21 protein-coding genes and 1 pseudogene are annotated in these 24,954 nt (G+C 72.0%); 20 read left to right on the forward strand and 2 right to left on the reverse strand.

What is annotated here, in order from left to right:
- Positions 1-227, reverse strand: a pseudogene (locus KBI5_RS09480) (GntR family transcriptional regulator); the annotation flags it as partial.
- A 762-nt stretch (positions 228-989) separates the two neighbouring features.
- Between KBI5_RS09480 and KBI5_RS09485 the strand changes: the two are divergent.
- The 13 genes from KBI5_RS09485 to nusB all read left to right on the forward strand — a co-directional run bounded on the left by KBI5_RS09485 (position 990) and on the right by nusB (position 14,248).
- Entirely contained in the window at positions 990-2,411 is a 1,422-nt protein-coding gene (locus tag KBI5_RS09485; protein WP_085015050.1) for a replication-associated recombination protein A, read from the forward strand.
- A gap of 144 nt (positions 2,412-2,555) precedes the next feature.
- Positions 2,556-3,086: a DUF948 domain-containing protein gene (locus KBI5_RS09490; RefSeq protein WP_011437601.1), complete on the forward strand. Its 531-nt coding sequence runs from the start codon at positions 2,556-2,558 to the stop codon at positions 3,084-3,086.
- On the forward strand, positions 3,087-3,479 hold the full coding sequence (locus KBI5_RS09495; protein WP_085015030.1) for a hypothetical protein: 393 nt from the start codon (positions 3,087-3,089) through the stop codon (positions 3,477-3,479).
- 123 nt (positions 3,480-3,602) lie between these two features.
- Positions 3,603-6,248 carry an alanine--tRNA ligase gene (gene alaS / locus KBI5_RS09500; protein WP_011437599.1) on the forward strand — a complete coding sequence of 882 codons (2,646 nt, stop codon included), beginning with the start codon at positions 3,603-3,605 and terminating at the stop codon, positions 6,246-6,248.
- Positions 6,245-6,838, forward strand: coding sequence for a Holliday junction resolvase RuvX (ruvX, locus tag KBI5_RS09505; RefSeq protein WP_023841491.1), 594 nt, complete (start codon positions 6,245-6,247; stop codon positions 6,836-6,838). Before alaS ends, ruvX begins: the two co-directional genes overlap by 4 nt.
- Before the next feature lie 20 nt (positions 6,839-6,858).
- The gene (gene mltG, locus KBI5_RS09510) at positions 6,859-8,100 is read left to right on the forward strand and encodes an endolytic transglycosylase MltG (protein ID WP_085015051.1); all 1,242 of its coding nucleotides are present in this window, start codon (positions 6,859-6,861) and stop codon (positions 8,098-8,100) included.
- A gap of 120 nt (positions 8,101-8,220) precedes the next feature.
- Complete coding sequence (locus tag KBI5_RS09515; protein WP_108913579.1) at positions 8,221-9,192, forward strand: shikimate dehydrogenase; 972 nt, start codon at positions 8,221-8,223, stop codon at positions 9,190-9,192.
- 2 nt (positions 9,193-9,194) lie between these two features.
- The gene (locus KBI5_RS09520; protein WP_023841493.1) at positions 9,195-9,860 is read left to right on the forward strand and encodes an A24 family peptidase; all 666 of its coding nucleotides are present in this window, start codon (positions 9,195-9,197) and stop codon (positions 9,858-9,860) included.
- Positions 9,861-9,959: 99 nt separating this feature from the next.
- A complete protein-coding gene (gene aroC, locus KBI5_RS09525) occupies positions 9,960-11,144 on the forward strand; it encodes a chorismate synthase (RefSeq protein WP_011437594.1) in 1,185 nt (394 codons plus the stop codon).
- A gap of 78 nt (positions 11,145-11,222) precedes the next feature.
- Positions 11,223-11,900, forward strand: a complete 678-nt coding sequence (locus KBI5_RS09530; protein WP_347272490.1) for a shikimate kinase — start codon at positions 11,223-11,225, stop codon at positions 11,898-11,900.
- Between the two features lie 2 nt (positions 11,901-11,902).
- Complete coding sequence (gene aroB / locus KBI5_RS09535; protein WP_085015032.1) at positions 11,903-12,991, forward strand: 3-dehydroquinate synthase; 1,089 nt, start codon at positions 11,903-11,905, stop codon at positions 12,989-12,991.
- 232 nt (positions 12,992-13,223) lie between these two features.
- Positions 13,224-13,787: an elongation factor P gene (efp, locus tag KBI5_RS09540; protein ID WP_011437591.1), complete on the forward strand. Its 564-nt coding sequence runs from the start codon at positions 13,224-13,226 to the stop codon at positions 13,785-13,787.
- Positions 13,784-14,248, forward strand: coding sequence for a transcription antitermination factor NusB (gene nusB, locus KBI5_RS09545; protein WP_085015033.1), 465 nt, complete (start codon positions 13,784-13,786; stop codon positions 14,246-14,248). Before efp ends, nusB begins: the two co-directional genes overlap by 4 nt.
- A 179-nt stretch (positions 14,249-14,427) precedes the next feature.
- Here the strand turns inward: nusB and KBI5_RS09550 are convergent, their stop codons facing one another.
- Positions 14,428-14,925 carry a transcriptional regulator gene (locus KBI5_RS09550; RefSeq protein ID WP_011437589.1) on the reverse strand — a complete coding sequence of 166 codons (498 nt, stop codon included), beginning with the start codon at positions 14,923-14,925 and terminating at the stop codon, positions 14,428-14,430.
- A 427-nt stretch (positions 14,926-15,352) separates the two neighbouring features.
- Here KBI5_RS09550 and pyrR point away from each other — a divergent pair, with 427 nt between their 5' ends.
- The 7 genes from pyrR to pyrF are packed head-to-tail and all read left to right on the forward strand — an operon-like array spanning position 15,353 to position 24,842.
- The gene (gene pyrR / locus KBI5_RS09555; protein ID WP_085015034.1) at positions 15,353-15,973 is read left to right on the forward strand and encodes a bifunctional pyr operon transcriptional regulator/uracil phosphoribosyltransferase PyrR; all 621 of its coding nucleotides are present in this window, start codon (positions 15,353-15,355) and stop codon (positions 15,971-15,973) included.
- A 49-nt stretch (positions 15,974-16,022) separates the two neighbouring features.
- Entirely contained in the window at positions 16,023-16,946 is a 924-nt protein-coding gene (locus KBI5_RS09560) for an aspartate carbamoyltransferase catalytic subunit (RefSeq protein WP_085015035.1), read from the forward strand.
- A complete protein-coding gene (locus KBI5_RS09565) occupies positions 16,943-18,319 on the forward strand; it encodes a dihydroorotase (RefSeq protein ID WP_241882783.1) in 1,377 nt (458 codons plus the stop codon). Before KBI5_RS09560 ends, KBI5_RS09565 begins: the two co-directional genes overlap by 4 nt.
- Positions 18,316-19,371, forward strand: a complete 1,056-nt coding sequence (locus tag KBI5_RS09570; protein ID WP_035911615.1) for a hypothetical protein — start codon at positions 18,316-18,318, stop codon at positions 19,369-19,371. Before KBI5_RS09565 ends, KBI5_RS09570 begins: the two co-directional genes overlap by 4 nt.
- Positions 19,372-19,406: 35 nt before the next feature.
- On the forward strand, positions 19,407-20,627 hold the full coding sequence (gene carA, locus KBI5_RS09575) for a glutamine-hydrolyzing carbamoyl-phosphate synthase small subunit (RefSeq protein WP_198537613.1): 1,221 nt from the start codon (positions 19,407-19,409) through the stop codon (positions 20,625-20,627).
- On the forward strand, positions 20,614-24,021 hold the full coding sequence (gene carB, locus KBI5_RS09580) for a carbamoyl-phosphate synthase large subunit (protein WP_085015038.1): 3,408 nt from the start codon (positions 20,614-20,616) through the stop codon (positions 24,019-24,021). The genes carA and carB overlap by 14 nt, the downstream gene beginning before the upstream one ends.
- Positions 24,018-24,842 (forward strand): orotidine-5'-phosphate decarboxylase, encoded by an 825-nt coding sequence (gene pyrF / locus KBI5_RS09585; RefSeq protein ID WP_085015039.1) that lies wholly within the window; start codon positions 24,018-24,020, stop codon positions 24,840-24,842. Before carB ends, pyrF begins: the two co-directional genes overlap by 4 nt.
- Positions 24,843-24,954 lie beyond the last annotated feature (112 nt).

A 24,954-nucleotide genomic window follows, 5' to 3' on the forward strand; every position in this document is an offset into this window, starting at 1 on the left:
CCGCCGATGCCGGGGGTGCCGGTTCGGGTGATTGTCGTGGTGGTGTCCCGGGCGGGGCGCGACTCGCGGTCGTCCGTCTCCCCCGGGCGGGCCAGCCGAACCGGATGCCCGGTCGGCTCGGCTGATGCGATCGGAGCTTCGGGTATCGCGCTGTTCTTGTCGAAGCGGTGCCCGCGTGATGCGGCGGCACGGTTTCCGAGGGCGCGGGGCGGCTGTAGCACGGTCATCGGATGACACCTCTCCGGGGCAGGGTTTCGGTCTCCGGGTGAGCTGGTCGGTTCTGACGGTGTGGTGTGGCTGTGCCGTGGCGAGGGTGGGTTCTGCGGGCACCCGCCCCGGGTGAGGGGCGGTAGCCCGTCGTTGCGATCTGGGCTGGTCAGGGCGATTTCGTAATCCGGCCCGGTTCCCGGCCTGGTTTCGGGCGCGGTTCCGTCCGGAACACCGTGCATTACCACGAAGGCGGCACATGTGCTCAGTCGAGCAGCTGAACGGACTAGCTGAATGATAATACGCGCGCCATTGAGGTCCGGTGTCCGACGTGAACGAAGCGTGGTCTCTCGGGGGATTGTTCCGGATGGCGCGCGGTGCACTACCCGTTCGCCGCGCGTTCCGGCGCATTGGCCGCGTTCCGGTGCATCGGCAATGAAGCTCTGGTGGTCCGAGTGTGGTCGGGGGAATGGGCGTAGGCTTAAGGGCCAATTTAAGACACTTATACCGTTGTATGTAATATGCCTGCTTCGGTGAGCCGCCGTCGGAGGCCGCCGTCGGAGGCCGCCGTCTGCCGTGCTCCGGGCTGATCGTGCCTCCCAGCGGTCGTACGACGGTCGTACGGTGAACGGGTGAGCCTGTTCGACGCCGATCTCTCCGATGGTGCCGGGGCTGGTGCCGGGGCTGGTGCCGGGGCGTCCGACGCGTCGGAGGCCGGGACGGCGTCCCGCTCCGCCTCGGGGTTCGCCGCTCTCCGGGATCGGCGTGGCGGCGGTCCGGGGGTGGACCGCGCGGCTCCGCTCGCCGCCCGGCTGCGGCCACGGACCCTGGACGAGGTCGTGGGCCAGCGGCATCTACTCGGGCCGGGAAGCCCGCTGCGCCGGCTGGTCGAGGGGGGCGCAACCACCTCGGTCGTGCTGTGGGGACCGCCCGGCACCGGCAAGACCACGCTGGCGCACATCGTGTCGAGGGCGACCGGGCGACGCTTTCGGGAGTTGTCCGCGGTCACCGCCGGCGTGAAGGATGTCCGCGCCGTCATCGACGAGGCTCGCGAGACGCTGTCAACGTCCGGTGCGCGCACGGTGCTGTTCATCGACGAGGTGCACCGGTTCACCCGGACGCAGCAGGACGCGCTGCTGCCCTCGGTCGAGCGCGGCTGGGTCACTCTGGTCGCCGCCACCACCGAGAACCCCTTCTTCTCCGTGGTCAGCCCCCTGCTGTCCCGGTCGTTGCTGCTGACGCTGGAGCCGCTGACCGACGACGACATCCGCGGGGTGCTGACCCGGGCRCTGCGCGACCCGCGTGGGTACGACGGGCGGCTGTCGGTGTCCGACGAGGCCCGCGAGCACGTGGTCCGCCTTGCCGGAGGTGACGCCCGCCGGGCCCTCACCACCCTGGAGGCCGGGGCCGAGGCGCTGCTCGAAGCCCATGAGTGCGAGTCCGGACCGGGTGGGAAGGCCGGAGCGGGTGCCGATGCCGGGGCAGACGCCGAGGCGTTCGTCAACCCGCGGCCACGGCTCGATCTCGACCTGCTGGAGCGGGCCGTCAACCGAGCCGCAGTGCGCTACGACCGGTCCGGGGACCAGCACTACGACGTGATCAGTGCCTTCATCAAGTCGATGCGGGGCGGCGACGTCGACGCGGCCCTCCACTACCTCGCGCGGATGCTGGAGGCCGGCGAGGATCCCCGGTTCGTCGCCCGGAGGATGATCATCCTTGCCAGTGAGGATATTGGCATGGCCGATCCGGGCGCGCTCGGTGTCGCGGTCGCGGCCAGCCAGGCGCTGGAGTTCGTTGGCCTGCCCGAGGCCCGCCTGGCGCTCGCGCAGGCGGTCATCCACCTGGCGCTGGCGCCCAAGTCGAACGCGGTGATCCGGGCGATCGACGCCGCCACCTCGGATGTTCGTGCCGGGCGGGCCGGACCGGTGCCCGCGCATCTGCGCGACGCCCACTACCGCGGCGCGCGGCGGGTCGGCCACGGCGCGGGCTACCGGTACCCGCACRAGGCCCCCGGCAACGTCGTGCGTCAGCAGTACCCGCCGGACGGGCTGACCTCGACCGACTACTACCAGCCGAGCGGTAACGGCTTCGAGCGCCGCGCGGCCGATCGGGTCCATGAGCTGCGTGGCGTCGTGCGCGGTGACCCACCGCCGTCCCCGGGCTCGTCCCCACCGCCCTCCCCACCGCCCTCCTCGCCGTCCTGACTCCTCTCGTGGGGGCTACCCGTGGCCCCGGTAGCCGTCTCGGTAAGGTCACTCCAGGAGCGTCGGCTGGGTGGCGCCCGCGGCACGGCGGATCGAATCGGGTGGGGTGGGACCGGCCCAACGACGATGGAGGCAGGAGCACATATGTCCGGTGGTGCGGTCGCGGGCCTGATCGCGTCGGGCGCGTTCGCGGTGCTCGTCCTCTTCGGCTGTTACGTCCTGCTCAAGCTCGGTAAGATCTTCGATGAGGCCGCGGCCCGGGTACGTCAGACCGGTCTCGCCCTCGACGAGGGAACCGCCCGGGTCAGGCAGGCCGGCGCGACGGTCGACGAGGTCAATCTGGCGCTCTCGCATGTCAACAAGGAACTCGACCGGGTCGACGCGATCACGGCGAACGTGCAGTCGATCACGACCAACGTCTCCTCGCTGACGTCGTTGTTCGCGGCGACGCTCGGCGGCCCGATGGTGCGCGTCGCGGCGTTCAGCTACGGCGTGCGCAAGGCGGCGGCCAAGCGGACCCGCTCGGAGGTCGAGTCCCGGGTGACGGCCCAGATGAAGGCCGAGAAGGCGGCGCGGCGGCCGGCCGGGCGCGGCGGCCCGCAGCCCGCGGGCGAGAAGACCCCGTCGGTGTCCACGGCCGCCGGCGCGGCGGGCGGGCGTCGGGGAGGCCGGTAGATGTCGAGGATCTTCTATCTCGCTTTCGGGGCGGCGGCCGGCGTCGTGGTGGTGCGCCAGGTGGCTAAGGCCGCAGCCTCCCTGACACCGACGAGTCTGGCCGGCTCTCTCGTACAGTCGGTACAGGAGTTCCTCGCGGACGTGCGCGAGGCCGCGGCCGAGCGGGAGGAGGAGATCCGTGTCGCGCTCGGCCTCGACGGTGATCCGGACGAAGCGGATCGAGGCGACGAAGCGGATCGAGGCGACGAAGCGGATCGAGGCGACGCGGTCGGGGCTGCCCCGCCCCGGGACACCGCGGCGCGGGTCGCCGGCTCCGGCGCGCCGCGTTACCCCGCTGACCTCGACGACGCCGAACGCACGATGCGGCTCGTCCCCGGCGCCCGGCGGCCCTGAGGACTCCCTTGCCCGCGGGCCGGGGGCACCCGCCCTCACCGCAGCCCGGAAGGCGCGCCCGACCACAGCACGCCACCCCGGGATGTCGAACCTCTTCCCACGAGTCTGGACGACGTGAACCCGATGGACACGGCCGAGATCCGTAGCCGCTTTCTCAACCACTTCGCCCGGCGCGGGCACACCGTCGTCCCGAGCGCCTCACTGGTGGCCCAGGATCCGACGTTGCTGCTGGTCAACGCCGGCATGGTGCCTTTCAAGCCCTATTTTCTCGGGGATCTCCCGGCGCCGTGGCCGCGGGCGGCCAGCGTGCAGAAATGTGTCCGGACGGTCGACATCGAGAATGTCGGGCACACCGCGCGGCACGCCTCCTTCTTCCAGATGTGCGGCAACTTCTCGTTCGGCGACTATTTCAAGGCCGAGGCGATCCCGTTCGCCTTCGAGCTGCTCACCGAAGGGTTCGGCTTCAAGGCCGACGACCTGTGGGCGACGGTCTACCTCGACGACGACGAGGCCGAGGGGATCTGGCGCAAGCTGCTGCCCGCCGAGCGCATCCAGCGCCGCGGCAAGGAGGACAACTTCTGGTCGATGGGCGTGCCCGGGCCGTGCGGGCCGTGCAGCGAGATCTACTTCGACCGCGGCTGCGCCTATGGCCGTGAGGGCGGTCCGATCGCGGACGAGGAGCGCTACCTCGAGGTCTGGAACCTCGTCTTCATGCAGTACGAGCGGGGCGAGGGCGCCGGGTACGACTATCCGATCGAGCGTGAGTTGCCGGCCCGCAACATCGACACCGGGATGGGCCTGGAGCGGATGGCGACCATCCTCCAGGGTGTCGACAACCTCTACGAGATCGACATCTCCCGGCCGGTGCTCGACGCCGCCGGCCGGCTGACCGGGCGGCGCTACGGCGCGGACCCCGCCGATGACGTGCGGTTGCGAGTGATCGCCGACCACACCCGCACCGCCGCGATGCTGATCTCCGACGGCGTCGTCCCCTCCAACGAGGGGCGCGGCTACGTGCTGCGCCGCATGCTGCGCCGGGCGATCCGTAACGCCCGGTTGCTCGGTGCCCACGAGCCGGTGATGAGCGAGCTGTTCGCGGTCGTCGGGTCGGCGATGGGGACGATCTACCCCGAACTGCTCGACAATGCCGAGACGATCACCGGGGTCGCCGTCGCGGAGGAGCAGGCGTTCGCCGAGACGCTGCGCACCGGTACCACGATCTTCGACACCGCGGCGCGCCAGGCCCGATCCCTGGGCTCGACCACGCTGGGCGGCGAGGCGGCCTTCAAGCTGCACGACACCTACGGCTTCCCGATCGACCTGACACTGGAGATGGCCGCTGAGGCGGGCCTTTCCGTTGACGAGGCGGGTTTCCGCCGGCTGATGGACCGCCAGCGGCAGGCCGCGAAGGCGGACCGGGCCGCGCGGCGGATCGGCAACGTCGACCTGTCCGCGTTCCGGCCGATCCTGGCCCGTTCCGGCCCGACGACCTTCACCGGGTACGAGGAGCTCAGCCGGACCTCCGGCGTGGTGGGCCTCGTCGGCATCGCCGACGGCGCGGGGCTGGCGGCGGCGGGGGAGGACACCGAGGTCGGGGTCGTGCTCGACGCGACCCCCTTCTACGCCGAGAGCGGCGGCCAGGAGCCCGACCTCGGTCGGCTGCGTTTCGACGGCGGCGAGGTCGAGGTGCTCGACGTCCAGCGGCCCGTGCCCGACCTGGTCCTGCACCGGGTGCGGGTGCTCGGCGGCGAGCTGCGGCTCGGCGTGGAGGTGTTCGCGGAGGTGGATGCCGATCGTCGCCGCGCGGTGTCCCGGTCGCACACCGCCACCCATCTCGTGCACACCGCGTTCCGTCGCGCGCTGGGCGAGGGCGCGACCCAGGCCGGTTCGCTGAACTCCCCGGGCCGGCTGCGGTTCGACTTCCACGCCCTCGGCGCGGTGCCGCCGTCGGTGCTCGCCGACGTCGAGGACGAGATCAACGAGGTTGCCCTGCGTGACCTGCCGGTGCGGGCTTTCGTAACCACGCAGGAGGAGGCCCGCCGGCTCGGCGCGATGGCGCTGTTCGGCGAGAAGTACGGCGACGCCGTGCGGGTCGTCGACGTGGGCGACTACGCCCGCGAGCTGTGCGGTGGCACGCACGTCGCGAGCTCCGCGCAGCTCGGCGCGGTGAAGCTGCTGTCGGAGGCGTCGATCTCCGCGGGCACCCGCCGAGTCGAGGGGCTGGTCGGCCTCGACGCCTTCCGCTACCTGGCGCGCGAGCATCTCCTGGTGTCGCAGCTGTCCACCGCGCTGAAGGCCCGTCCGGATGAGCTGGTGGACCGGGTCACCGACATCGTCGGCCGGCTGCGCGACGCCGAGCGGGAGCTGGAACGACTGCGGGCCGCCGCGGTACTCGCCGGGGCCGGGGCGCTGGCCGAGGGTGCCGAGGAGGTGGCTGGCGTCGCCGTGGTCACCGCCGAGGTGCCCGCCGGCACCGCCCCCGACGACGTGCGGCTGCTGGCGCTGGACGTGCGTGGGCGGCTGGCGGGGCGGCCCGCCGTCGTCGCCGTGGCCAAGGCCGACGGGTCGTCGATCGTCGTGGTGACCGACGACGCCGCGCGCGGCCGGGGGCTGCGCGCCGGTGACCTGGTGCGGCAGTCCTGGGCGAGCCTGGGTGGCAAGGGTGGCGGCAAGCCGGACGTGGCCCAGGGCGGCGGGGGGAACCCACAGCTGGTGCCGGCGGTGTTCGCCAGGCTGCGGGGGCTGGTGGCCGAGCACGCCTCGCGGTGAGCGGCTCGGGCTCCCGGCCCGGGGATTCTCGGCCCGGGGATTCTCGGCCCGGGGTGCGGATCGGGGTCGATGTCGGCTCGGTGCGGGTCGGGGTCGCCGCGAGCGACCCGGGCGGCGTGCTCGCGGTTCCGGTGACTACCCTGGCCAGGGACAGACGGGGTAATGCGGACATAGATCAGCTCGTCCTCATCGTCCGGGAGCGGCAGGCTGTAGAGGTCGTGGTCGGCCTGCCCAGACAGATGTCCGGGCAGGAAGGCCGGGCGGTCCGGCTGGTGCGGCAGTACGCCGAGGTACTCGCCGAGCGGATCGCACCCGTCCCCGTGCGTTTTGTGGACGAGCGGCTCACCACGGTTGCGGCTCATCGCAGGATGGCCGAGCGTGGCGTTCGTTCGCGTGCCCGCCGGAGTCTCGTGGATCAGGAGGCAGCCGTGCAGATCCTGCAGCACGACCTGGACAGCCGCCGGGGGAGCGCCGCGCCCGGCGTGATCGGGTGTGCCGCCCCGGCCGCGGGTCCGGACGGCGTGGTCCGGGCTCCGAGAGACGGCCCCCGGGCTCCGGACGGTGTTGTCCCGCCGTCGGACGAGAGGTGACCGGCGGCGACCTCGACGAGATGCTCGACGAGGACCCCTACTCGCGTCGCCGTCGGGYCCGCCAGCGCGGTGATCGTTACTCGGATGAACACTACGCCGATGATCAGTACCCGGACGACCGTGCCGGGGTCGACTGGGACCACCGCGCCTGGGAYGACGGCGGCGGCTGGGACGAGCCCGGTCCCGACGGCGGCCGGCGCGGTCGCGCGCTGCCGAAGCTCATCGCGGTGCTTGTCGTGGTCGCCGCCCTGCTGGGACTGGGGATCTACGGGGTGGGGAAGGTCGTCGGGCACATCTCGGCTGGCGAGCCCGCCGACTACTCCGGCTCCGGCGAGGGCATCGCGATGGTCCAGATCCCGGCCGGGGCGAGTACCCGGGAGATCGCCGGGGAGCTGCACGACGCGAACGTGACCGCGAGTGTCGCCGCGTTCGTCAAGGCCGCCACCGCGAATCCGAAGTCGCTGGGCATCCAGCCGGGCACCTACCGTCTGCACACCAGGATGAGCGCCGCCGCGGCGCTCGAGGCCCTGCTCGACCCTGCCTCGTCCGCGCCGTTCAAGTTCGTCATCAAAGAGGGCATGACCGTCCGTGAGGTCCTCACGGCACTGCATGAACGCCTCCCGGGCACGTCGATGGCGGACCTGGAGGCGATCGCGAAGAACCCCGCCCAGCTGGGCCTGCCGTCCTACGCGCCGCCGAACCTGCTGGAAGGCTATCTCTTCCCGTCTACCTACGACCTCGTGCCCGGGGCCACGCCCGAGCAGTTGCTGCGTTCCTTCGTCGACCGCTTCAAGCGGGAGACCGCGGCGATCGATCTGGAGGGCAGGGCCGCCGCGCTCGGGGTCCCGCCGAAGGACATCGTCACCATCGCCTCGATCATCGAGAAGGAGGTGGCCAACCGCGACGAGGGTCCGAAGGTGGCCCGGGTGATCTACAATCGGCTCAGGGACACATCGGGAAGATTTGGCCGGCTCGACATGGACTCGACCACCCGCTACGCCACGGACGGGTACGAGGGGCCGTTGACCAAGGAACAACTCGCCCAGAACAACCCGTACAACACGCGGGYCGTGAAAGGGTTGCCGCCGGGCGCAATCTCCAACCCCGGCGTCTGGGCGCTGCGGTCGGCACTGGAACCGGCCGACGGATCGTGGTTCTATTTCGTCTCCATGCCGCAGAGCAAGGTGACGGTCTTCGCCACCACGGAGCGGGAGTGGGAGCAGGCAGAGGCCCAGTACCGGCGTGAAGGAGGTCGTGAGTAGTGCGAGGGAAGCCGCGAGCATGAGGCCCGCAAGCATGAGGAGGGCCCGGTAGTGCCGGAGATCGTTCCCGCCGGCACTACCCCGGCCCGCCGTCGGCCCCCTGAGTGCCGTCGTCGGCCCATGGAACCGCCGGCGACCGTCGCGGCCACCGCGCCGCCGTCGGGCCCCACCCGCGCCGCCGTGCTCGGGGCACCGGTGGACCATTCGCTCTCCCCGCTGCTGCATGCCGCCGCCTACGCCAAGCTCGGTCTCGCGGTGACGTACACCGCCGTGCACTGCGACGAGACCGGGCTCGCCGCGATGCTCACCCGGGTCCGCACGGATCCGGGCTGGGTCGGGCTGTCCCTGACCATGCCGCTCAAGACCGTCGCGCTCGACCTGCTCGACGAGGTGGACGCGACGGCGGCGGTCATCGGCGCCGTCAACACGGTCGTCGTCGGGCCCGCCGGCCGGTTGCGTGGCTACAACACCGACGTGGACGGCATCGGCATGGCGCTGCGCCGGGTGATGCGCGGCGCGGTCCCAGGCCAGCCGCTCGTACTCGGTGCCGGTGGCACGGCCCGCGCCGCGGTCGCGGCGGTCGCCGCGGCGGGCTGCACCCGCCTCGGCGTCGTCGCCCGCCGGCCCGCCGCCGTGGCGGAGGTGGCGGAGATCGGGTCGCGGCTGGGCGTCGAGGTCACCGCGCTGCCCTGGGAGCTGCTGGCCGCGGGCCTGCCTGCCGGTCCGGATCTGGTCATCTCCACCACGCCCGCCGGCGCGACCGACGGGCTCGCCACCGGACCGTGGCCGCCAGCCTGCCAGCTCGTAGAACTGCTCTATCATCCCTGGCCCACGGCGCTGGCCGCCGCGGCCTACCGGGCCGGTGCCCGGGTCGCAGGTGGCCTGGAGATCCTCGCCGCCCAGGCCGTGGGGCAGGTCGAGCACTTCACCGGGCAGGTGGTTCCCACCAGCGTTCTGCTGGCCGCGGGTCAGGCCGCGCTGGACGAGCGGACGCGGGGGAACAGGCCCCCGGCGGTGGAGGTCGGCGTGCCGGGCGGCCACGGTCTCGCGGGGAGCGGTCCCCGCGGCCGCGGTGGACCTGCCGGCGGATAGCGGTGCCGGGAGTGGTGCCGGGCGGCGCGCTCAGCACGTTGATCGCCCTTCCTGCGCTCGCCGCCCTGCCGTTCGGTCGCCGGATCGTGGCCGGCGTGCCGGCGCTGCCCGGGCAGGCCCCGCACCGGGAGGCGCCCGGGGCGGCGGCGCTCGGTGCCGTGACGGTGCTGGTCGCCGCGGCCGTGACCGTCGCCCTGCACGATCATCCGAGCTGGTTGCCGGCCTATGTGTATCTGGCGGTCGTCGGGGTCTGGCTGGCCGTGATCGATCTTCGGGTGCACCGCCTGCCCGACCATCTGGTACTGCCGTCCTATCCGGTGCTCGCCGGGCTGTTCGGCCTCGCCGCGCTGCTCACCGGCGAGCCCGGCCGTCTGCTGCGCGCCGGGATGGCCGCGGCTGCCGTCTGGGTGATCTTCCTGGGGGTGCATTGCCTGCCGAGGGCGGGGCTCGGGCGCGGGGACGTCAAGGTGTCCGGCCTGCTGGGCGGTGCGCTGGGCTGGCTCGGCTGGCCGAGTGTGGTGTTCGGGCTGTTCGCCGGCATCGTCCTCGGGGGGCTCTGGGCGAGCGCGCTGCTCGTGGCGGGCCGGGTCGGCCGGCATGACCGCATCGCCTACGGTCCCTTTCTGCTCGCCGGGACGCTGCTCGCCGTCCTCGGTCGCGCCGGCTGATCTCGTTTGTCCTACTTGATACTGATAGTTCCGTTTGATTCCGGTTGTCCTGCCTGAGCGCGGTCGTGACAGGGGCGGTGAGCGTGAAAGACTGGGGTCATGGTGCGTTGGCTGACGGCGGGGGAGTCCCATGGTCCCGCCCTGGTGGCGACGGTCGAGGGGCTGCCCGCCGGGATCCGGATGACCAGTTCCGACATCTCCGCCGAGCTGGCCCGCCGCCGGCTCGGGCACGGTCGCGGCGCGCGGATGAGCTTCGAGCGTGACGAGGTCGAGCTGCTCGGTGGAGTCCGCCACGGCGTCACCCTCGGCGGCCCGGTCAGCGTGGTCGTCCGCAACACCGAGTGGCCCAAGTGGGAGCGGGTCATGTCGCCCGACCCGGTCGATCCGGCGGCGCTGGCGGGCCTGGGCCGCGCAGCCCCGCTGACCCGGCCCCGGCCCGGCCACGCCGATCTCGCCGGCATGCAGAAGTACGGGTTCGACGACGCCCGGCCCGTGCTGGAGCGCGCCAGCGCCCGGGAGACCGCCGCGCGGGTCGCGCTCGGCACCGCGGCCAAGGCACTGCTGCGGCAGGCCTACGGCATCGAGGTGATCTCGCATGTCGTCGCGATCGGCGCGGTCGAGGTGCCCCCGGGGGTGCCCGCCCCGACGTCGCTGGCGGCGGTGGACGCGGACCCGGTCCGCTGTGCCGACCAAGCGACCAGCGTGCGGATGGTCGCCGAGATCGACGTGGCCCACGCCGACGCGGACACCCTCGGCGGCATCGTCGAGGTGCTGGCGTACGGCTGCCCGCCCGGGCTCGGCAGCTACGTGCACGGCGACCGGCGCATCGACGCCCGGATCGCGGGCGAGCTGATGGGCATTCAGGCGATCAAGGGCGTCGAGTTCGGGGACGGTTTCACCACCGCGCGGCGGCGGGGTTCCGGGGCGCACGACGAGATCGAGCCGGCCGGTGCCGGCAGCCGGCGGGTGCGGCGGGCGACTGACCGGGCCGGCGGGGTCGAGGGCGGCATGACCACGGGCGAGCCGTTGCGCGTGCGGGTGGCGATGAAGCCGATCTCCTCGCTGACCAGGCCGTTGTCCACGGTGGACGTGTCCACCGGCGAGGCGGCGGTCGCGATCAACCAGCGGTCCGACGTGTGCGCGGTGCCCGCGGCCGGGGTGGTGACGGAGGCGATGGTCGCCCTCGTGCTCGCCGACGCGGCGCTGGAGAAGTTCGGGGGGGACTCGGTGGAGGAGACCCGGCGTAATTACGAGGGGTACCTGAAGTCCCTGGTCATCCGCTGATCGGCGGCGGGAATCGGCAGGCGGCGAAGACAGAGGATCATCGTGGGGGAGCCGGCGACGGACGCGTGGACGGGGCCGATGGCCTGGACGGGGCCGATGGTGGTGCTGGTCGGAGCGCCCGGAGCGGGGAAGACGACGGTGGGCACCCAGCTGGCGCGGCGGTGGGGGGTGGGTTTCCGCGACACCGACGCCGACATCGAGGCGGCGCTCGGCACCACCGTTGYGGACATCTTTCTCGATCATGGTGAGGAGTACTTCCGGCTGGCCGAGCGCCGGGCAGTGGCGGCCGCGCTCGCGGATCACCGGGGGGTCCTGGCCCTTGGCGGGGGAGCGGTGCTCGACGCCGAGACCCGGACCCTGCTGGCCGGGCACCGGGTCGTCTATCTTGAGGTGGGAGTTTCCGACGCGGTGCGGCGGGTGGGCCTCGCCCGGGACCGTCCACTGCTGGTCGAGGGGCCCCGCACGCGGCTCGCCGCCCTGCTCAGGGCGCGCCGGCCGCTCTACGCCGAGGTGGCGACGGTGGTCATCGACACCGCGGGGCACGAGCCGGACGAGGTGACCGACCTGCTGGCGGCGGCCCTGGGCCCGCTGCTCGCGGCGGGCAGCGAACCGGACGAGGCGGCGGACGCCGCGGGGGGCAGCGAACCGGACGAGGCGGCGGACGCCGCGGGGGGCAGCGAACCGGACGAGGCGGCGGACGCCGCGGGGGGCAGCGAACCGGACGAGGCGGCGGACGCCGCGGGGGGCAAACGGTGAGTATGCAGGTGAAGGCCTCCGACATCGTGCGGATCCCGGTACGGCCGGGCGGCGGGCGTCCCTACGACGTCGTGCTCGGGGTGGGCCTGCTCGGCGAGCTCGCCGAGACCGTCGTCGGGCGGACCCGCGCCGCGGTGATCCATCCCGGGGCGTTGCGGGCCACCGCGGACGCCGTCGTCGCCGACCTGCGGGAGAACGCGGGCGTGGAGGCGCACGCCATCGAGGTGCCCGACGGCGAGGAGGCCAAGCAGCTGCGGATCRCCGGCTTCTGCTGGGACGTGCTCGGCCGGATCGGCTTCACCCGGGACGACATGGTGATCGGCCTCGGCGGCGGCACCGTGACAGACCTGGCCGGGTTCGTCGCCGCGAGCTGGCTGCGCGGGGTGGACGTCGTCCAGGTGCCGACCACCGTGCTCGGCATGGTCGACGCGGCGGTCGGCGGGAAGACCGGCATCGACATCGACGCGGGCAAGAACCTGGTCGGGGCCTTCCACCAGCCGCTCGGCGTGCTGTGCGATCTGGCGGCGCTGGAGTCTCTGCCGGCCGTCGAGGTACGCGCCGGGCTCGCCGAGGTCGTCAAGACCGGTTTCATCGCCGACGCGGCGATCCTCGATCTGCTCGACGCCGATCCGACCGGCGCCGCGCATCTGCCCGAGCTGATCGAGCGGTCCAYCCGGGTCAAGGCCGAGGTGGTCTCCGGCGATCCGCGGGAGGACGGCCGGCGGGAGATCCTCAACTATGGTCACACCCTCGGTCATGCCATCGAGAAGGTCGAGCACTTCAGCTGGCGGCACGGCGCGGCGATCTCGGTGGGCATGGTGTTCGCGGCGGAGCTGTCCCGGCTCGTCGTCGGCCTCGACGACGCCACCGCCGACCGGCACCGTGAGCTGCTGACCCGCATCGGCCTGCCGGTGACCTACCGGGACGACCGGTGGGCGGCGCTGCTCGACGCGATGCGGGTCGACAAGAAGGCGCGGGGACGGCGGATGCGTTTCGTCGGCCTCGAGGCGCAGGGCCGCACCGTCATCCTGGACAATCCGGACGCTGGCCTGCTGATCGCGGCGTTCACCACTGTCGCCGAGGGTCGGTAGACTCGTCGCGGCGGTTTGTAGGATCGCCGCCACGTCCGCGCCCGGTGTCCGCGCCCGGTGCGTTCGCCCGGTGGCGGGGTCCGGAAGCGGCCTGAGGATGGAAGCGGCCTGGGGATGGCCTGGGGAGCCTGGGGATGGCCTGGGGAGAGAGCACCGCGGTCCTCGCACGAGGGTCCGGGGAACGACCACACCCGCCGTCGGCGTACGGCGATGGAAACGGAGAACGCGCGCAGTGGCGACCACCAACGACCTGAAGAACGGCATGACGCTCGACATCGACGGGGTGTTGTGGAACGTCGTCGGCTTCCAGCACGTCAAGCCGGGTAAGGGTGGGGCGTTCGTCCGCACGACCCTGAAGAACGTGCTCACCGGGAAGGTCGTCGACCGCACCTTCAACGCCGGGGTCAAGGTTGACGTCGCGACCGTCGACCGCCGCGAGATGACCTACCTCTACCGGGACGGTGCCGATTTCGTCTTCATGGACAGCGAGTCCTACGATCAGATCCCGATCCCGCCGGATGTCGTCGGTGGGACGGCCGACTACATGCTGGAAAACACCGTGGCCACCGTCGCGCTACATGACGGCGCCCCGCTCTATGTCGAACTGCCGGCCAGCGTCGAGCTGACCATTTCGCAGACCGACCCGGGGGTGCAGGGCGATCGCTCGACCGGCGGGACGAAGCCGGCCACCCTGGAGACGGGCGCCACCATCAACGTGCCGCTGTTCATCACCAGCGGGGAAAAGGTCAAGGTCGACACGCGTGACGGCCGGTACCTGGGCCGGGTGACGAGCTGAGCGCCAGGTCCAAGGCCCGTAAACGGGCGCTGGACATCCTCTACGAAGCGGACGTGCGCGCGAGCGCCGTGCCGGAGATCCTCGCCGCCCGGCTGGCCCAGTCCGATCCACCGGTGTCGGAATACGCCGTCGAGCTGGTCGAGGGGGTCGTCGAGCRCCGCGGGGAGATCGACGAGCGGATCGCCCGGTACGCCGAGGGTTGGACGTTGGAGCGGATGCCGCCGGTCGACCGCAACATTCTGCGGATTGCCGTGCTGGAACTGCTCTGGCGTCCCGACGTCCCGGATCGGGTCGCCATCGACGAAGCCGTGGAACTGGCGAAGAACCTCTCCACCCACCGGTCGCCGGCGTTTGTCAACGGGCTGCTCGCGAGTCTGGTCGAGGGAAAGGGCCTGGCCACCCCGGCCGAGTCGACCGGACGGGGATCGGCGGTGGATTCAATTCCCGGCCAGCCGTCGTAGCGGCGGTCCACCGGGGTTGCCCGGTTGCCGGGAGGGAACCGGGATCGGCGTTCCCGGTACGTCGCCCAGGCGACGTACCGGGTCCTTCCCCGGATACGTGTGCCGCGGGTGGCGCGGATGCGAGCCGGCGGATTGTGGTACCGGTATCGCGGTACCGGTACCGCGATACCGGAGCGAGGCTAGACGTCGGTCGCCGCGGCGTCCGCGCCCTGCTCCGGAGACAGCACGCCCCAAGAGACGAGCTGCTCGGTGAGCTTGCTCGGCGAGGTGTCGTAGATCACCGCGAGCGAGCGCAGGTCCTCGTACCGGATCGAGAGCACCCGGCCGTTGTAGTCGCCGCGCTGGCTCTGAATGGTCGCYGCGTACCGGGCGAGCGGACCACCCTGCTCCTTGGGAACCTGGGAGAGACGCTCGAGGTCGAGAACGATCCGAGGAGACTGCTCCAGCGGAGCGACGGTGGAACCCTCGGGAAGAAGCTCCCCCACYGGAACGCCGTAGAACTCCGCGAGCTCGGAGAGGCGCTGCACGGTGACGGCGCGGTCCCCACGTTCGTAGGAACCCACGACGACGGCTTTCCACCGACCGTGCGACTTCTCCTCGACGCCATGAAGCGAGAGCCCCTGCTGGGTGCGTATCGCGCGCAGCCGAGCACCGAGCGCCTTCGCATAGTCGGACATCGGAGTGYCCACTCCTGTCGTGGTCGATCAGTTGGAACCGGGGCTCGTGCCGCCGGCGGTTACCGATAGTAGTGCCCGCCGGGTTGACGCTCGACACCCGGGGGGTCGTGTCGCCTCTTTCTTTGTACCACTTTCTGTAGCCCTCTGGTTGCGCCCTACGCCTGAGCGGTGGGAACTTCCGGATGCCGCCACCGCTGTGGCGACGGCATCGAACCCAGTGACAAGTAGTGACAACATGATGCTGCGTGGTTGGCGCGGCAATAACGTCCCGCGCTGTCCGGACCGGTGGGCGACCCGTCGTCGCGCCGGGCGCCAGGGGCGTCGGCGTCCGGCGGCGAGATCCTCACACGTCCTGAGGGCCCTGGTAACGTCGCTGGGACCACTCCTTTAAGGACCGTCCCGTGAGGCGGGGAAGGAGGGATGCCGCGTGGCCCCGGCTGCCGCGAGCGACCCCGCATCGCGCCGTCCCGGCACCGCCCGGGCAGTACTGTCCRCAGACGACATCACCCGGATCGTCAGCCGGATGGCGCATCAGATTCTCGAGAAGACCTCCGGTGGCGCCGGGGTCGTCCTGCTCGGAGTACCCACCCGAGGGGTACCCCTTGCGCACCGGCTGGCACAGCGGGTGCAGGCCGTCGAGGGGGTGCGTCTCCCGGTTGGCTCCCTTGACCCGACCATGTACCGCGACGATCTGCGACTGCGCGGCGTGCGTCCCCTCGAGGTGACCGACATTCCCGAGGGTGGTGTCGACGGCCGCGTGGTGATCCTCGTCGACGACGTCCTCTACTCCGGGCGCACGGTGCGGGCGGCGCTGGACGCCTTGGCCGCCTACGGCCGGCCGCGTGCCGTCCAGCTCGCGGTCCTGGTCGACCGGGGCCATCGCGAGCTGCCGATCCGCGCCGACTACGTCGGGAAGAACATGCCGACCTCGCGCCGGGAGTCGGTGGCAGTCCGGCTGCGGGAGATCGACGGCGCCGACGGCGTGCTGATCCTCTCGGCCGCCGGGGGGGACGGCGCCGACGACGCGCCCCCCGGGAACCAGCCATGATCGGGGGAAGTGCCGTGTGGGGAGCACAAGCCGGGTTCGGGGGACGGGCGTGAACCGCCATCTCCTGTCGACTGAGGATCTCGACCGGGACGACGCGCTGCTGGTGCTGGACACCGCCGAACGGATGGCGCGGGTCGCCGAGGCGTCGGTGCGCAAACTGCCGACCCTGCGGGGCCGCACCGTCGTCAACCTGTTCTTCGAGGACTCCACCCGCACCCGTACGTCCTTCGAGGTAGCCGCCAAGAGACTGTCGGCCGATGTGATCAATTTTTCGGCGCGCGGGTCAAGCGTGTCGAAGGGCGAAAGTCTGAAGGACACGGCGCAGACCCTTGAGGCGATGGGTGCCGACGCCGTGGTCTGCCGGCATGCCGCGAGTGGCGCGCCGCACCGACTGGCCTCCTGGGTACGCGGCAGCGTGGTGAACGCGGGAGACGGCACTCACGAGCACCCGACCCAGGCCCTGCTCGACGCCTTCACCATGCGCCGCCGGCTCGGCCGGATCGACGGCCTCGCCGTCACCATCGTCGGCGACGTGCTGCATTCCCGGGTGGCGCGATCGAACGTGTGGCTGCTCGCCACGCTGGGCGCGACGGTGACCGTCGTGGCCCCGCCGACGTTGGTGYCCCTCGGAATCTCCTCGTGGCCGGTCGAGGTGTCGTACAACCTCGACGCCGTGCTGCCCAAGAGCGACGTGGTGATGATGCTGCGGGTCCAGCGGGAGCGGATGTCCGCGGCCTTCTTCCCGACCGAACGGGAGTACAGCCGGCGCTACGGGCTGGATGCCGACCGGGCGGAGATGTTGCCCGACCACGCCCTGGTGATGCATCCCGGCCCGATGGTACGCGGGATGGAGATCGCCTCTCGGGTCGCCGACTCCGCCCGGTCGACAGTCGTGGAACAGGTTGCGAACGGGGTGAGCGTGCGGATGGCCGTGCTGTACCTGCTGCTGGGTGGTTCCGGGGAGGTCTCATGACGACGCCCGCGGCGGAAACGTCGGAGGAAACGCCGGTGGGGAGGTCGGCGGGGACCTCCTGGGTCCTGCGGCGGGTCCGCCCGCTCGGCGGGGACCCCGTCGACGTCGTCCTCGCGGACGGGGTGGTGGCCGCCTGGCGACCGGCCGGCTCCACGCACGCCGGGGCCGGGGGACTGCCCGCCGGCACCACCGTGCTGGACACGGACGGGCTGATCCTGCTCCCCGGCCTGGTCGACCTGCACACCCACCTGCGGGAACCCGGCCGGGAGGACGCCGAGACGGTCGCCTCCGGCACCCGCGCCGCGGCCCTCGGTGGCTACACCACCGTGTTCGCGATGGCGAACACCAATCCGGTCGCCGACACCGCGGGGGTCGTCGAGCAGGTGTGGCGGCTCGGCCTGGACGCGGGTCACTGCGATGTCCGGCCGGTCGGCGCGGTCACCGTCGGACTTGCCGGCGAGCGGCTCGCCGAACTCGGCGCCATGGCCTCCTCCGCGGCGGGCGTGCGGGTCTTCTCCGACGACGGGCACTGCGTGTCGGACGCGCTGCTCATGCGCCGGGCGCTGGAGTACGTCAAGGCGTTCGATGGGGTGATCGCCCAGCATGCGCAGGAACCGCGGCTGACCGAGAACGCCCAGATGAACGAGGGCACGGTGRCTGCCAGGCTGGGGCTGCCGGGGTGGCCCGCGGTCGCCGAGGAGGCGATCATCGCCCGGGACGCGCTGCTGGCCGGGCACGTCGGCTCCCGACTGCACGTCTGTCACGTCTCCACCGCCGGATCGGTAGAGATCATCCGGTGGGCCAAGGCGAAGGGCTGGAACGTCACCGCCGAGGTGACCCCGCACCACCTGCTGCTCACCGACGACCTGGTCTGCTCGTTCGACCCGGTCTACAAGGTCAACCCGCCGCTGCGCACCGCCGAGGACGTCGCCGCGCTGCGCGCCGGGCTCGCCGACGGCACGATCGACTGCGTCGCCACCGACCACGCTCCGCACGCGCTGGAGGACAAGGAGACGGAGTGGGCCGCCGCGCGTCCCGGCATGCTCGGTCTCGAGACGGCGCTGTCGGTGGTCATCGAGACGATGGTCATCCCGGGCCGGCTGGACTGGGCCGGGGTCGCCGAGCGGATGGCACTGGCCCCGGCAAGGATCGGTGGCCTGCCGCGAACCGCGGCCGAGGTGTGGAGTTCCATAGCAGTGGGCGCGCCCGCGACCGTCACCCTGCTTGACCCGGCGCCGTGGCGGATGGTCGAGCCGGACGCGCTCGCCAGCCGCAGCCGCAACACGCCCTATGCGGGCCGGTCGCTGCCGGGAACGATCCGCGCCACGTTCCTGCGGGGACGGCCCACCGTGCTCGACGGGAAGATCGTATGACTGTTTCGCGCGCCGCCCTGTCGGCCGCCGGGCCCGCCGTCGCCCTGGACCGGGCGCCGGATCGCCTGGGGCTGCACCTGCTTCTCCTGCTTGGCCTGTTGCTGGTGTTCGTCGCGGCGGTCGGTTCGATGCGACGGGCGTGGCGCAACCGGGCCGAGCGTCAGGAGGAGGACCTTCCCGAGCTGCCCGTCCCGCCGGCGGAACCAGGCACGGTGTTCGCCGCTCCGCTGCGCGGGATGTACCTCGGCACCGTCGACGCCGGGCACTGGCTGGAATGGATCGCCGCCCGCGGGCTGGGCGGGCGGGCCGGCGGCTACGTCAGCGTGTACGAGACCGGGGTGCGGGTGGACCGCCCCGGCGAGGCGTTCTGGATCCCGCGCGAGGCCGTCCGCGGTGCCCGCCTGGAGCGGGCGCACGCCGGCAAGGTCTCCGCCCCCGGGCGTCTGATCGTCATCGCGTGGTCGTTCGGCGGGCACGAGTTGGAGACCGGTTTCCGCGGTGAGGACCGTGCCCGCCAGCCCAAGGTGGTGCGCGCCGTCCACGACCTGATCGGCCCCCCGCCCGCGCATCTGGCACCGGGCGACGTCACCTCGCCGCACGCGGTACCGCGGATCCGCCCGCGGATCCGGCCCCGGGCCGTCGCGCCCGGCCCCGGGCCGGTGGGCCGGTCCGGGCAGCGGCCGGGTTCCGGACAACCGACCGAGGAGATGCCGGCGATCCGGACCGGCCCTCGGCTGCGTTCCCGGGGGGAGCGGGCCCAGGCCCGCGGCGAGCGGGCGGTGCCCGCCGACCGGCGGCTCTACGCGGAGCGGTGGCGCTCGGACCAGCGACTCCCCGATCGGCGACACCAGGATGAGGGTCACCCCGACCCGCGCCGCTCCGACCCGCGCCACCCCGAGCGGCGTCATCCCGATCAGTGGCCGGCGGATCCGGAATCGGACCCCGGGTGGGTGGACCCGGGACAGCTTGATCAGTCTGACCCCGGCTGGTCGTCGGTCGACCCGTTGACCTCACCGCTCGGTGAGGTCAACAGGCTGAAGGAGGATCGGTGAGCACTCCCACCACGACGCCGACGCGAGCGGTCCTGATGCTGGAGGACGGTCGCAGCTTCGTCGGCGAGGCGTACGGGGCGATCGGCGAGACCTTCGGCGAGGCCGTGTTCTCCACCGGGATGACCGGCTACCAGGAGACGCTGAGCGATCCGTCGTTCCACGGCCAAGTCGTCATCATGACCGCCCCGCACATCGGCAACACCGGCGTCAACGACGAGGACTACGAGTCCGAGCGGATCCAGGTCGCCGGGTTCGTCGTGCGTGACCCCGCCCGGCGGGCCTCCAACTGGCGCGCCCGGGGCACGCTCGACGACGAGCTGGCCGCGGCCGGTGTGGTGGGGATCAGCGGGATCGACACCCGGGCGCTGACCCGTCACCTGCGTGAGCTCGGCTCGATGCGGTGCGGGATCAGCAGCGTGCTCGACGCCGACGCCGACGCCGACGGTGGCCCGGTCGGCCCGGGCCCGGGTTCCGGCGCGGACGGCGAGCGGGCGGCGGCGCTCGACGCCCTGCTCGACCGGGTCCGCGCCTCCCCGGAGATGCTCGGCGCGGATCTCGCGCCCCGGGTCTCCACCCCTACCCCCTATGTGGTGGAGGCGGTGGCGGGCGCCGCGCTGTTCAAGGTCGCCGCGCTCGATCTCGGCATCAAGCGCGCGACGCCGGCCGCCATGGCCGCGCTGGGCTGCGAGGTGCATGTGCTGCCGGCCCGCACCACCGGCGAACAGCTGCTGGCGCTGGAACCGGACGGGGTGTTCCTGTCGAACGGTCCCGGCGATCCGGCGGCGGCGGACTATGCGGTTGACGCGCTGCGGACGGTGCTGCGGGCCGGTGTCCCGGTGTTCGGGATCTGTTTCGGGCACCAGCTGCTGGCCCGCGCTCTTGGCTTCGAGACGTACAAGCTCACCTACGGCCACCGCGGCGTGAACCAGCCGGTCGGGGATATGGCGACCGGGCGGATCGCGGTCACCAGCCAGAACCACGGCTTCGCCGTGCGGGCGCCGCTCACCGGGGTGACCGACACCCCGTTCGGCCGGGTGGTGGTCAGCCACCGCGGCCTCAACGACAACGTCGTCGAGGGATTGGAGTGTCTGGACGTGCCGGCCTTCAGCGTGCAGTTCCATCCGGAGGCCGCGCCGGGGCCGCATGATGCCTCCCCGTTGTTCGAGCGGTTCCGCGCTTTGATGGCGGACACCCGGGAGGGTGRCCGGGAGCGGAGTGAGCGATCTGTGCGGGAGGCCGGTCATGCCGAAGCATGAGGATCTGAGCAGCGTCCTGGTCCTCGGCTCCGGGCCGATCGTGATCGGCCAGGCGTGCGAGTTCGACTACTCGGGTACCCAGGCCTGCCGGGTGCTGCGCGCGGAGGGCCTGCGGGTCATCCTGGTCAACAGCAACCCGGCGACAATCATGACCGATCCGGAGATCGCGGACGCGACCTACGTCGAGCCGATCACCTCGGACATCGTCGCGAAGATCATCGAACGGGAGCGGCCCGACGCGATCCTGGCCACCATGGGTGGCCAGACCGCGCTGAACACCGCCGTCGCCCTGCACGACGCCGGTGTCCTGGACCGCTTCGAGGTCCGTCTGATCGGCGCGAATATCGACGCGATCCGCGCCGGGGAGGACCGTCAGGCGTTCAAGGACATCGTCGCCGCGGTCGGCGGCGAGACCGCGCGCAGCGCCATCTGCCACACCGTCGCCGAGTGCCTGACCGCCGGGGAGGAGTTCTCCTACCCGGTGGTCGTGCGACCCAGCTTCACCCTCGGCGGCGCCGGCAGCGGCTTCGCCCATGATTCCGGCGAGTTGCGCCGGATGGCGGCGGACGGACTGGCCGCGAGCCCGTCGACCGAGGTGCTGGTGGAGGAGTCGGTCCTCGGCTGGAAGGAGTACGAGCTCGAGCTGATGCGCGACCGCGCGGACAACGTGGTCGTGGTCTGCTCGATCGAGAACGTCGACCCGATGGGGGTGCACACCGGCGACTCGATCACGGTGGCGCCGGCGATGACCCTGACCGACCGCGAGTACCAGCGCATGCGGGACATGGCGATCGCGGTGATGCGGGCCGTCGGCGTCGACGCCGGCGGCTGCAACATCCAGTTCGCCGTCGACCCTGCGACGGGCCGGCAGGTGGTCATCGAGATGAACCCCCGGGTGTCGCGGTCCTCGGCGCTGGCGTCGAAGGCGACCGGCTTCCCGATCGCGAAGATCTCGGCGAAGCTCGCGCTCGGATACACCCTTGACGAGATCCCCAACGACATCACCCGCACCACGCCCGCGGCCTTCGAGCCGGCGCTGGACTACGTCGTGGTGAAGGTGCCGCGGTTCGCGTTCGAGAAGTTCCCCGGTGCCGACCCGACGCTCACGACGACGATGAAGTCCGTCGGCGAGGCGATGGGGGTTGGCCGCAGCTTCGCCGAGGCGCTGCAGAAGGCGCTGCGCTCGATGGAGGCCCCGGGCTCGGTGTTCTCCTTCGTCCCGCCCGAGGCGGACGCCGCCGACCTGCTGGAAGCCGCGCGGGTTCCCCACGACGGCCGGTTGCGTACCGTCCAGCAGGCGCTGCTTGCCGGCGCGGATCCCGACGAGGTCACCCGGGTCACCGGGATCGACCCGTGGTTCGTCGACCAGCTCGTCTTCCTCAACGAGACCGCGGCGATGATCAGCCGCAATCCGGCGGGCATCCGGCGGGCCAAGCGAGCCGGGTTCTCCGACGTCCAGCTCGCCGAGATCCTCGGCACCTCCGAGGACGTGGTCCGGGCGTTCCGCCACCGCACCGGCATCCGGCCGGTGTTCAAGACCGTCGACACCTGCGCGGCGGAGTTCGCCTCCGAGACCCCGTACCACTACTCCGCCTACGACGCCGAGACCGAGGTCGCGCCGAGCAAACGGCCGCGGGTGATCGTGCTCGGCAGCGGGCCCAACCGCATCGGCCAGGGCATCGAGTTCGACTACGCCTGTTGTCATGCGGTGATGGCGCTTTCCGACGCCGGCTATGAGACCGTCATGGTCAACTGCAACCCGGAGACGGTGTCCACCGATTACGACACCGCCGACCGGCTCTACGTCGAGCCGTTGACGGTCGAGGACGTGCTTGAGGTCGTCCACGCCGAGCAGCAGGCCGGGCCGCTCGCCGGGGTAATCGTCCAGCTCGGCGGGCAGACCCCCCTCGGCATCGCCGCGGCGCTCGCCGAGGCGGGCGTGCCCGTCGTGGRCACCCCGCCCAAGGCGATCCATCTGGCCGAGGACCGTGGGCTGTTCGGGCGTGTGCTGGCCCGGGYGGGCCTGCCCTCGCCGCCGCACGGGGTGGCGACCTCCTTCGCCGAGGCGCGCACGGTGGCCGAGCGGATCGGGTACCCGGTGCTGGTGCGGCCGTCCTACGTGCTCGGCGGGCGTGGCATGGAGATCGTCTACGACGACACGATGCTGCGCGACTACATCGATCGGGCCACCGCCATCTCCCCGGAACATCCGGTGCTCGTCGACCGGTTCCTCGACGACGCGGTGGAGATCGACGTTGACGCCCTCTACGACGGGGAGACGCTCTACCTCGCCGGGGTGATGGAGCACATCGAGGAGGCCGGGGTCCACTCGGGCGACTCGGCCTGCGCCCTGCCGCCGATCACGCTGGGCCGTTCGGAGCTCGACCGTATCCGGACGTCCACCGAGGCGATCGCGAAGGGCGTCGGGGTGCGGGGTCTGCTCAACGTCCAGTACGCCCTGCAGTCCGATGTGCTCTACGTCCTGGAGGCCAATCCCCGGGCGTCGCGGACCGTGCCGTTCGTCTCCAAGGCCACCACGGTGCCGCTGGCCAAGGCCGCCGCCCGGGTGATGCTCGGCGCGACCATCGACGAGCTGCGGGCCGAGGGCCTGCTGCCGCGCTCCGGCGACGGTGGCACCCTGCCGCTGGACTCGCACATCTCGGTCAAGGAGGYCGTGCTGCCCTTCGGGCGCTTCCGTGACGCCGGTGGCCGCGGCGTCGACACCGTCCTCGGGCCGGAGATGAAGTCGACCGGTGAGGTGATGGGCATCGACGACGGCTTCGGCACGGCGTACGCCAAGTCCCAGGCCGCCGCGTACGCCTCGCTGCCCACCTACGGCCGGGTGTTCGTCTCCGTGGCCAACCGGGACAAACGGGCGATGGTTTTTCCGATCAAGCGGCTCGCGGATCTCGGTTTCGTCGTCTACGCCACCGAGGGGACCGCGGACGTGTTGCGGCGCAACGGGGTCAAGGCGGTCGTCCTCGGCAAGCACTGGGCCCCCACCGAGGGGCTACTCGACTGTGTCGAGATGATCACATCCGGGCAGATCGACCTCGTCATCAACACCCCGTGGGGCGTCGGCCCGCGCCTGGACGGCTATGAGATCCGCACAGCCTGCGTGAGTGCCGGGGTTCCGTGCATMACCACGATCCAGGGTGCGGCGGCCTGCGTGCAGGGCGTGGAAGCGCTGGTACGGGGGGAGCTGGGGGTCCGATCGTTGCAGGAATACCACGCGGCGCTGCGGCAGGCGTGGGGCGGGGGACAACCGGGCGGCTCGCCGCCCGAATCCTCCGGCTCTGCGGCGTCTGAGTCCGCGGCGCCTGAGTCCGCGGCGTCTGAGTCCGCGGCGCCTGAGTCCGCCGTGTTCGGACCGGCGGCCAGGAGGAGCGGATGAGCGCCGGCCGGAGGAGCTCCGGCGGGAGGAGCGCGGCCGCGCCCCGCTTCACCCCGCCGCGGGGCCGGGCGCCGCTGGCGGTCGCGCTGGATGCCCCGGACGCCGCGACCGCGCTGCGCTGGGCCGCCGCGGTCGCCCCCACCGTGGCCGTGCTGAAGATCGGTCTGGAGCTGTTCTACCGGGAGGGCCCGGCAATCGTGACGGCGCTGCGCGCGGCCGGCGTGCTCGCCGGGGCCGGCGGCGCGGCGGTCGCCGCGGGCGGCACCGGGAGTGCCCCGGAGTTGTTCCTCGATCTCAAACTGCACGACATTCCCGCCACGGTCGCCGGGGGAATGCGCTCAATCACCCCGTTGGGCCCTCGTTTCGTGACCGTGCATGCGGCTGGGGGGGCGGCGATGATACGTGCGGCGATCGAGGCGGCCCCGGATGTCGAGGTAGCCGTCGTGACCGTACTCACCTCGCTGGATGTGGCGGCGCTCAGCGCGATCGGGCTCGCCGGACCCCCTTCCGACGCCGTCCRCAGGCTCGCCGTGCTTGCGGTCGAAGCCGGTGCGCGCACCCTGGTGTGCAGTCCGCGGGAGGTTCGAATGGTCCGTATGGAGCTTGGTAGCAATGTGACTCTCATCACTCCAGGCGTGCGACCGGCGGGGTCGGAAACCGGCGATCAGGCCCGAACCGCGACGCCGGAAGCTGCCCTTGTGGGGGGTTCTGACCTGGTCGTGGTGGGTCGCCCGATCACCGGTGCGCCCGACCCCGGGGTCGCCGCGAGGGCCATCGCCGCAGGTCTCAGYGCTGCCGGCAGGGCTGCTGACCTGCTGTGACGCCGATGGGACCAGGGTGTGTTCGTCCTGGTGCGGTACGAAGCGGTACGGTGGGGCCGCCGTAGACCGAAAGGGTGCGGCACGAGTGGGCCACCCCTTTCGTCCGTCAAAG

The organism is Frankia sp. KB5 (assembly GCF_002099325.1).
GTDB classification, from domain to species: Bacteria; Actinomycetota; Actinomycetes; order Frankiales; family Frankiaceae; genus Frankia; species Frankia casuarinae.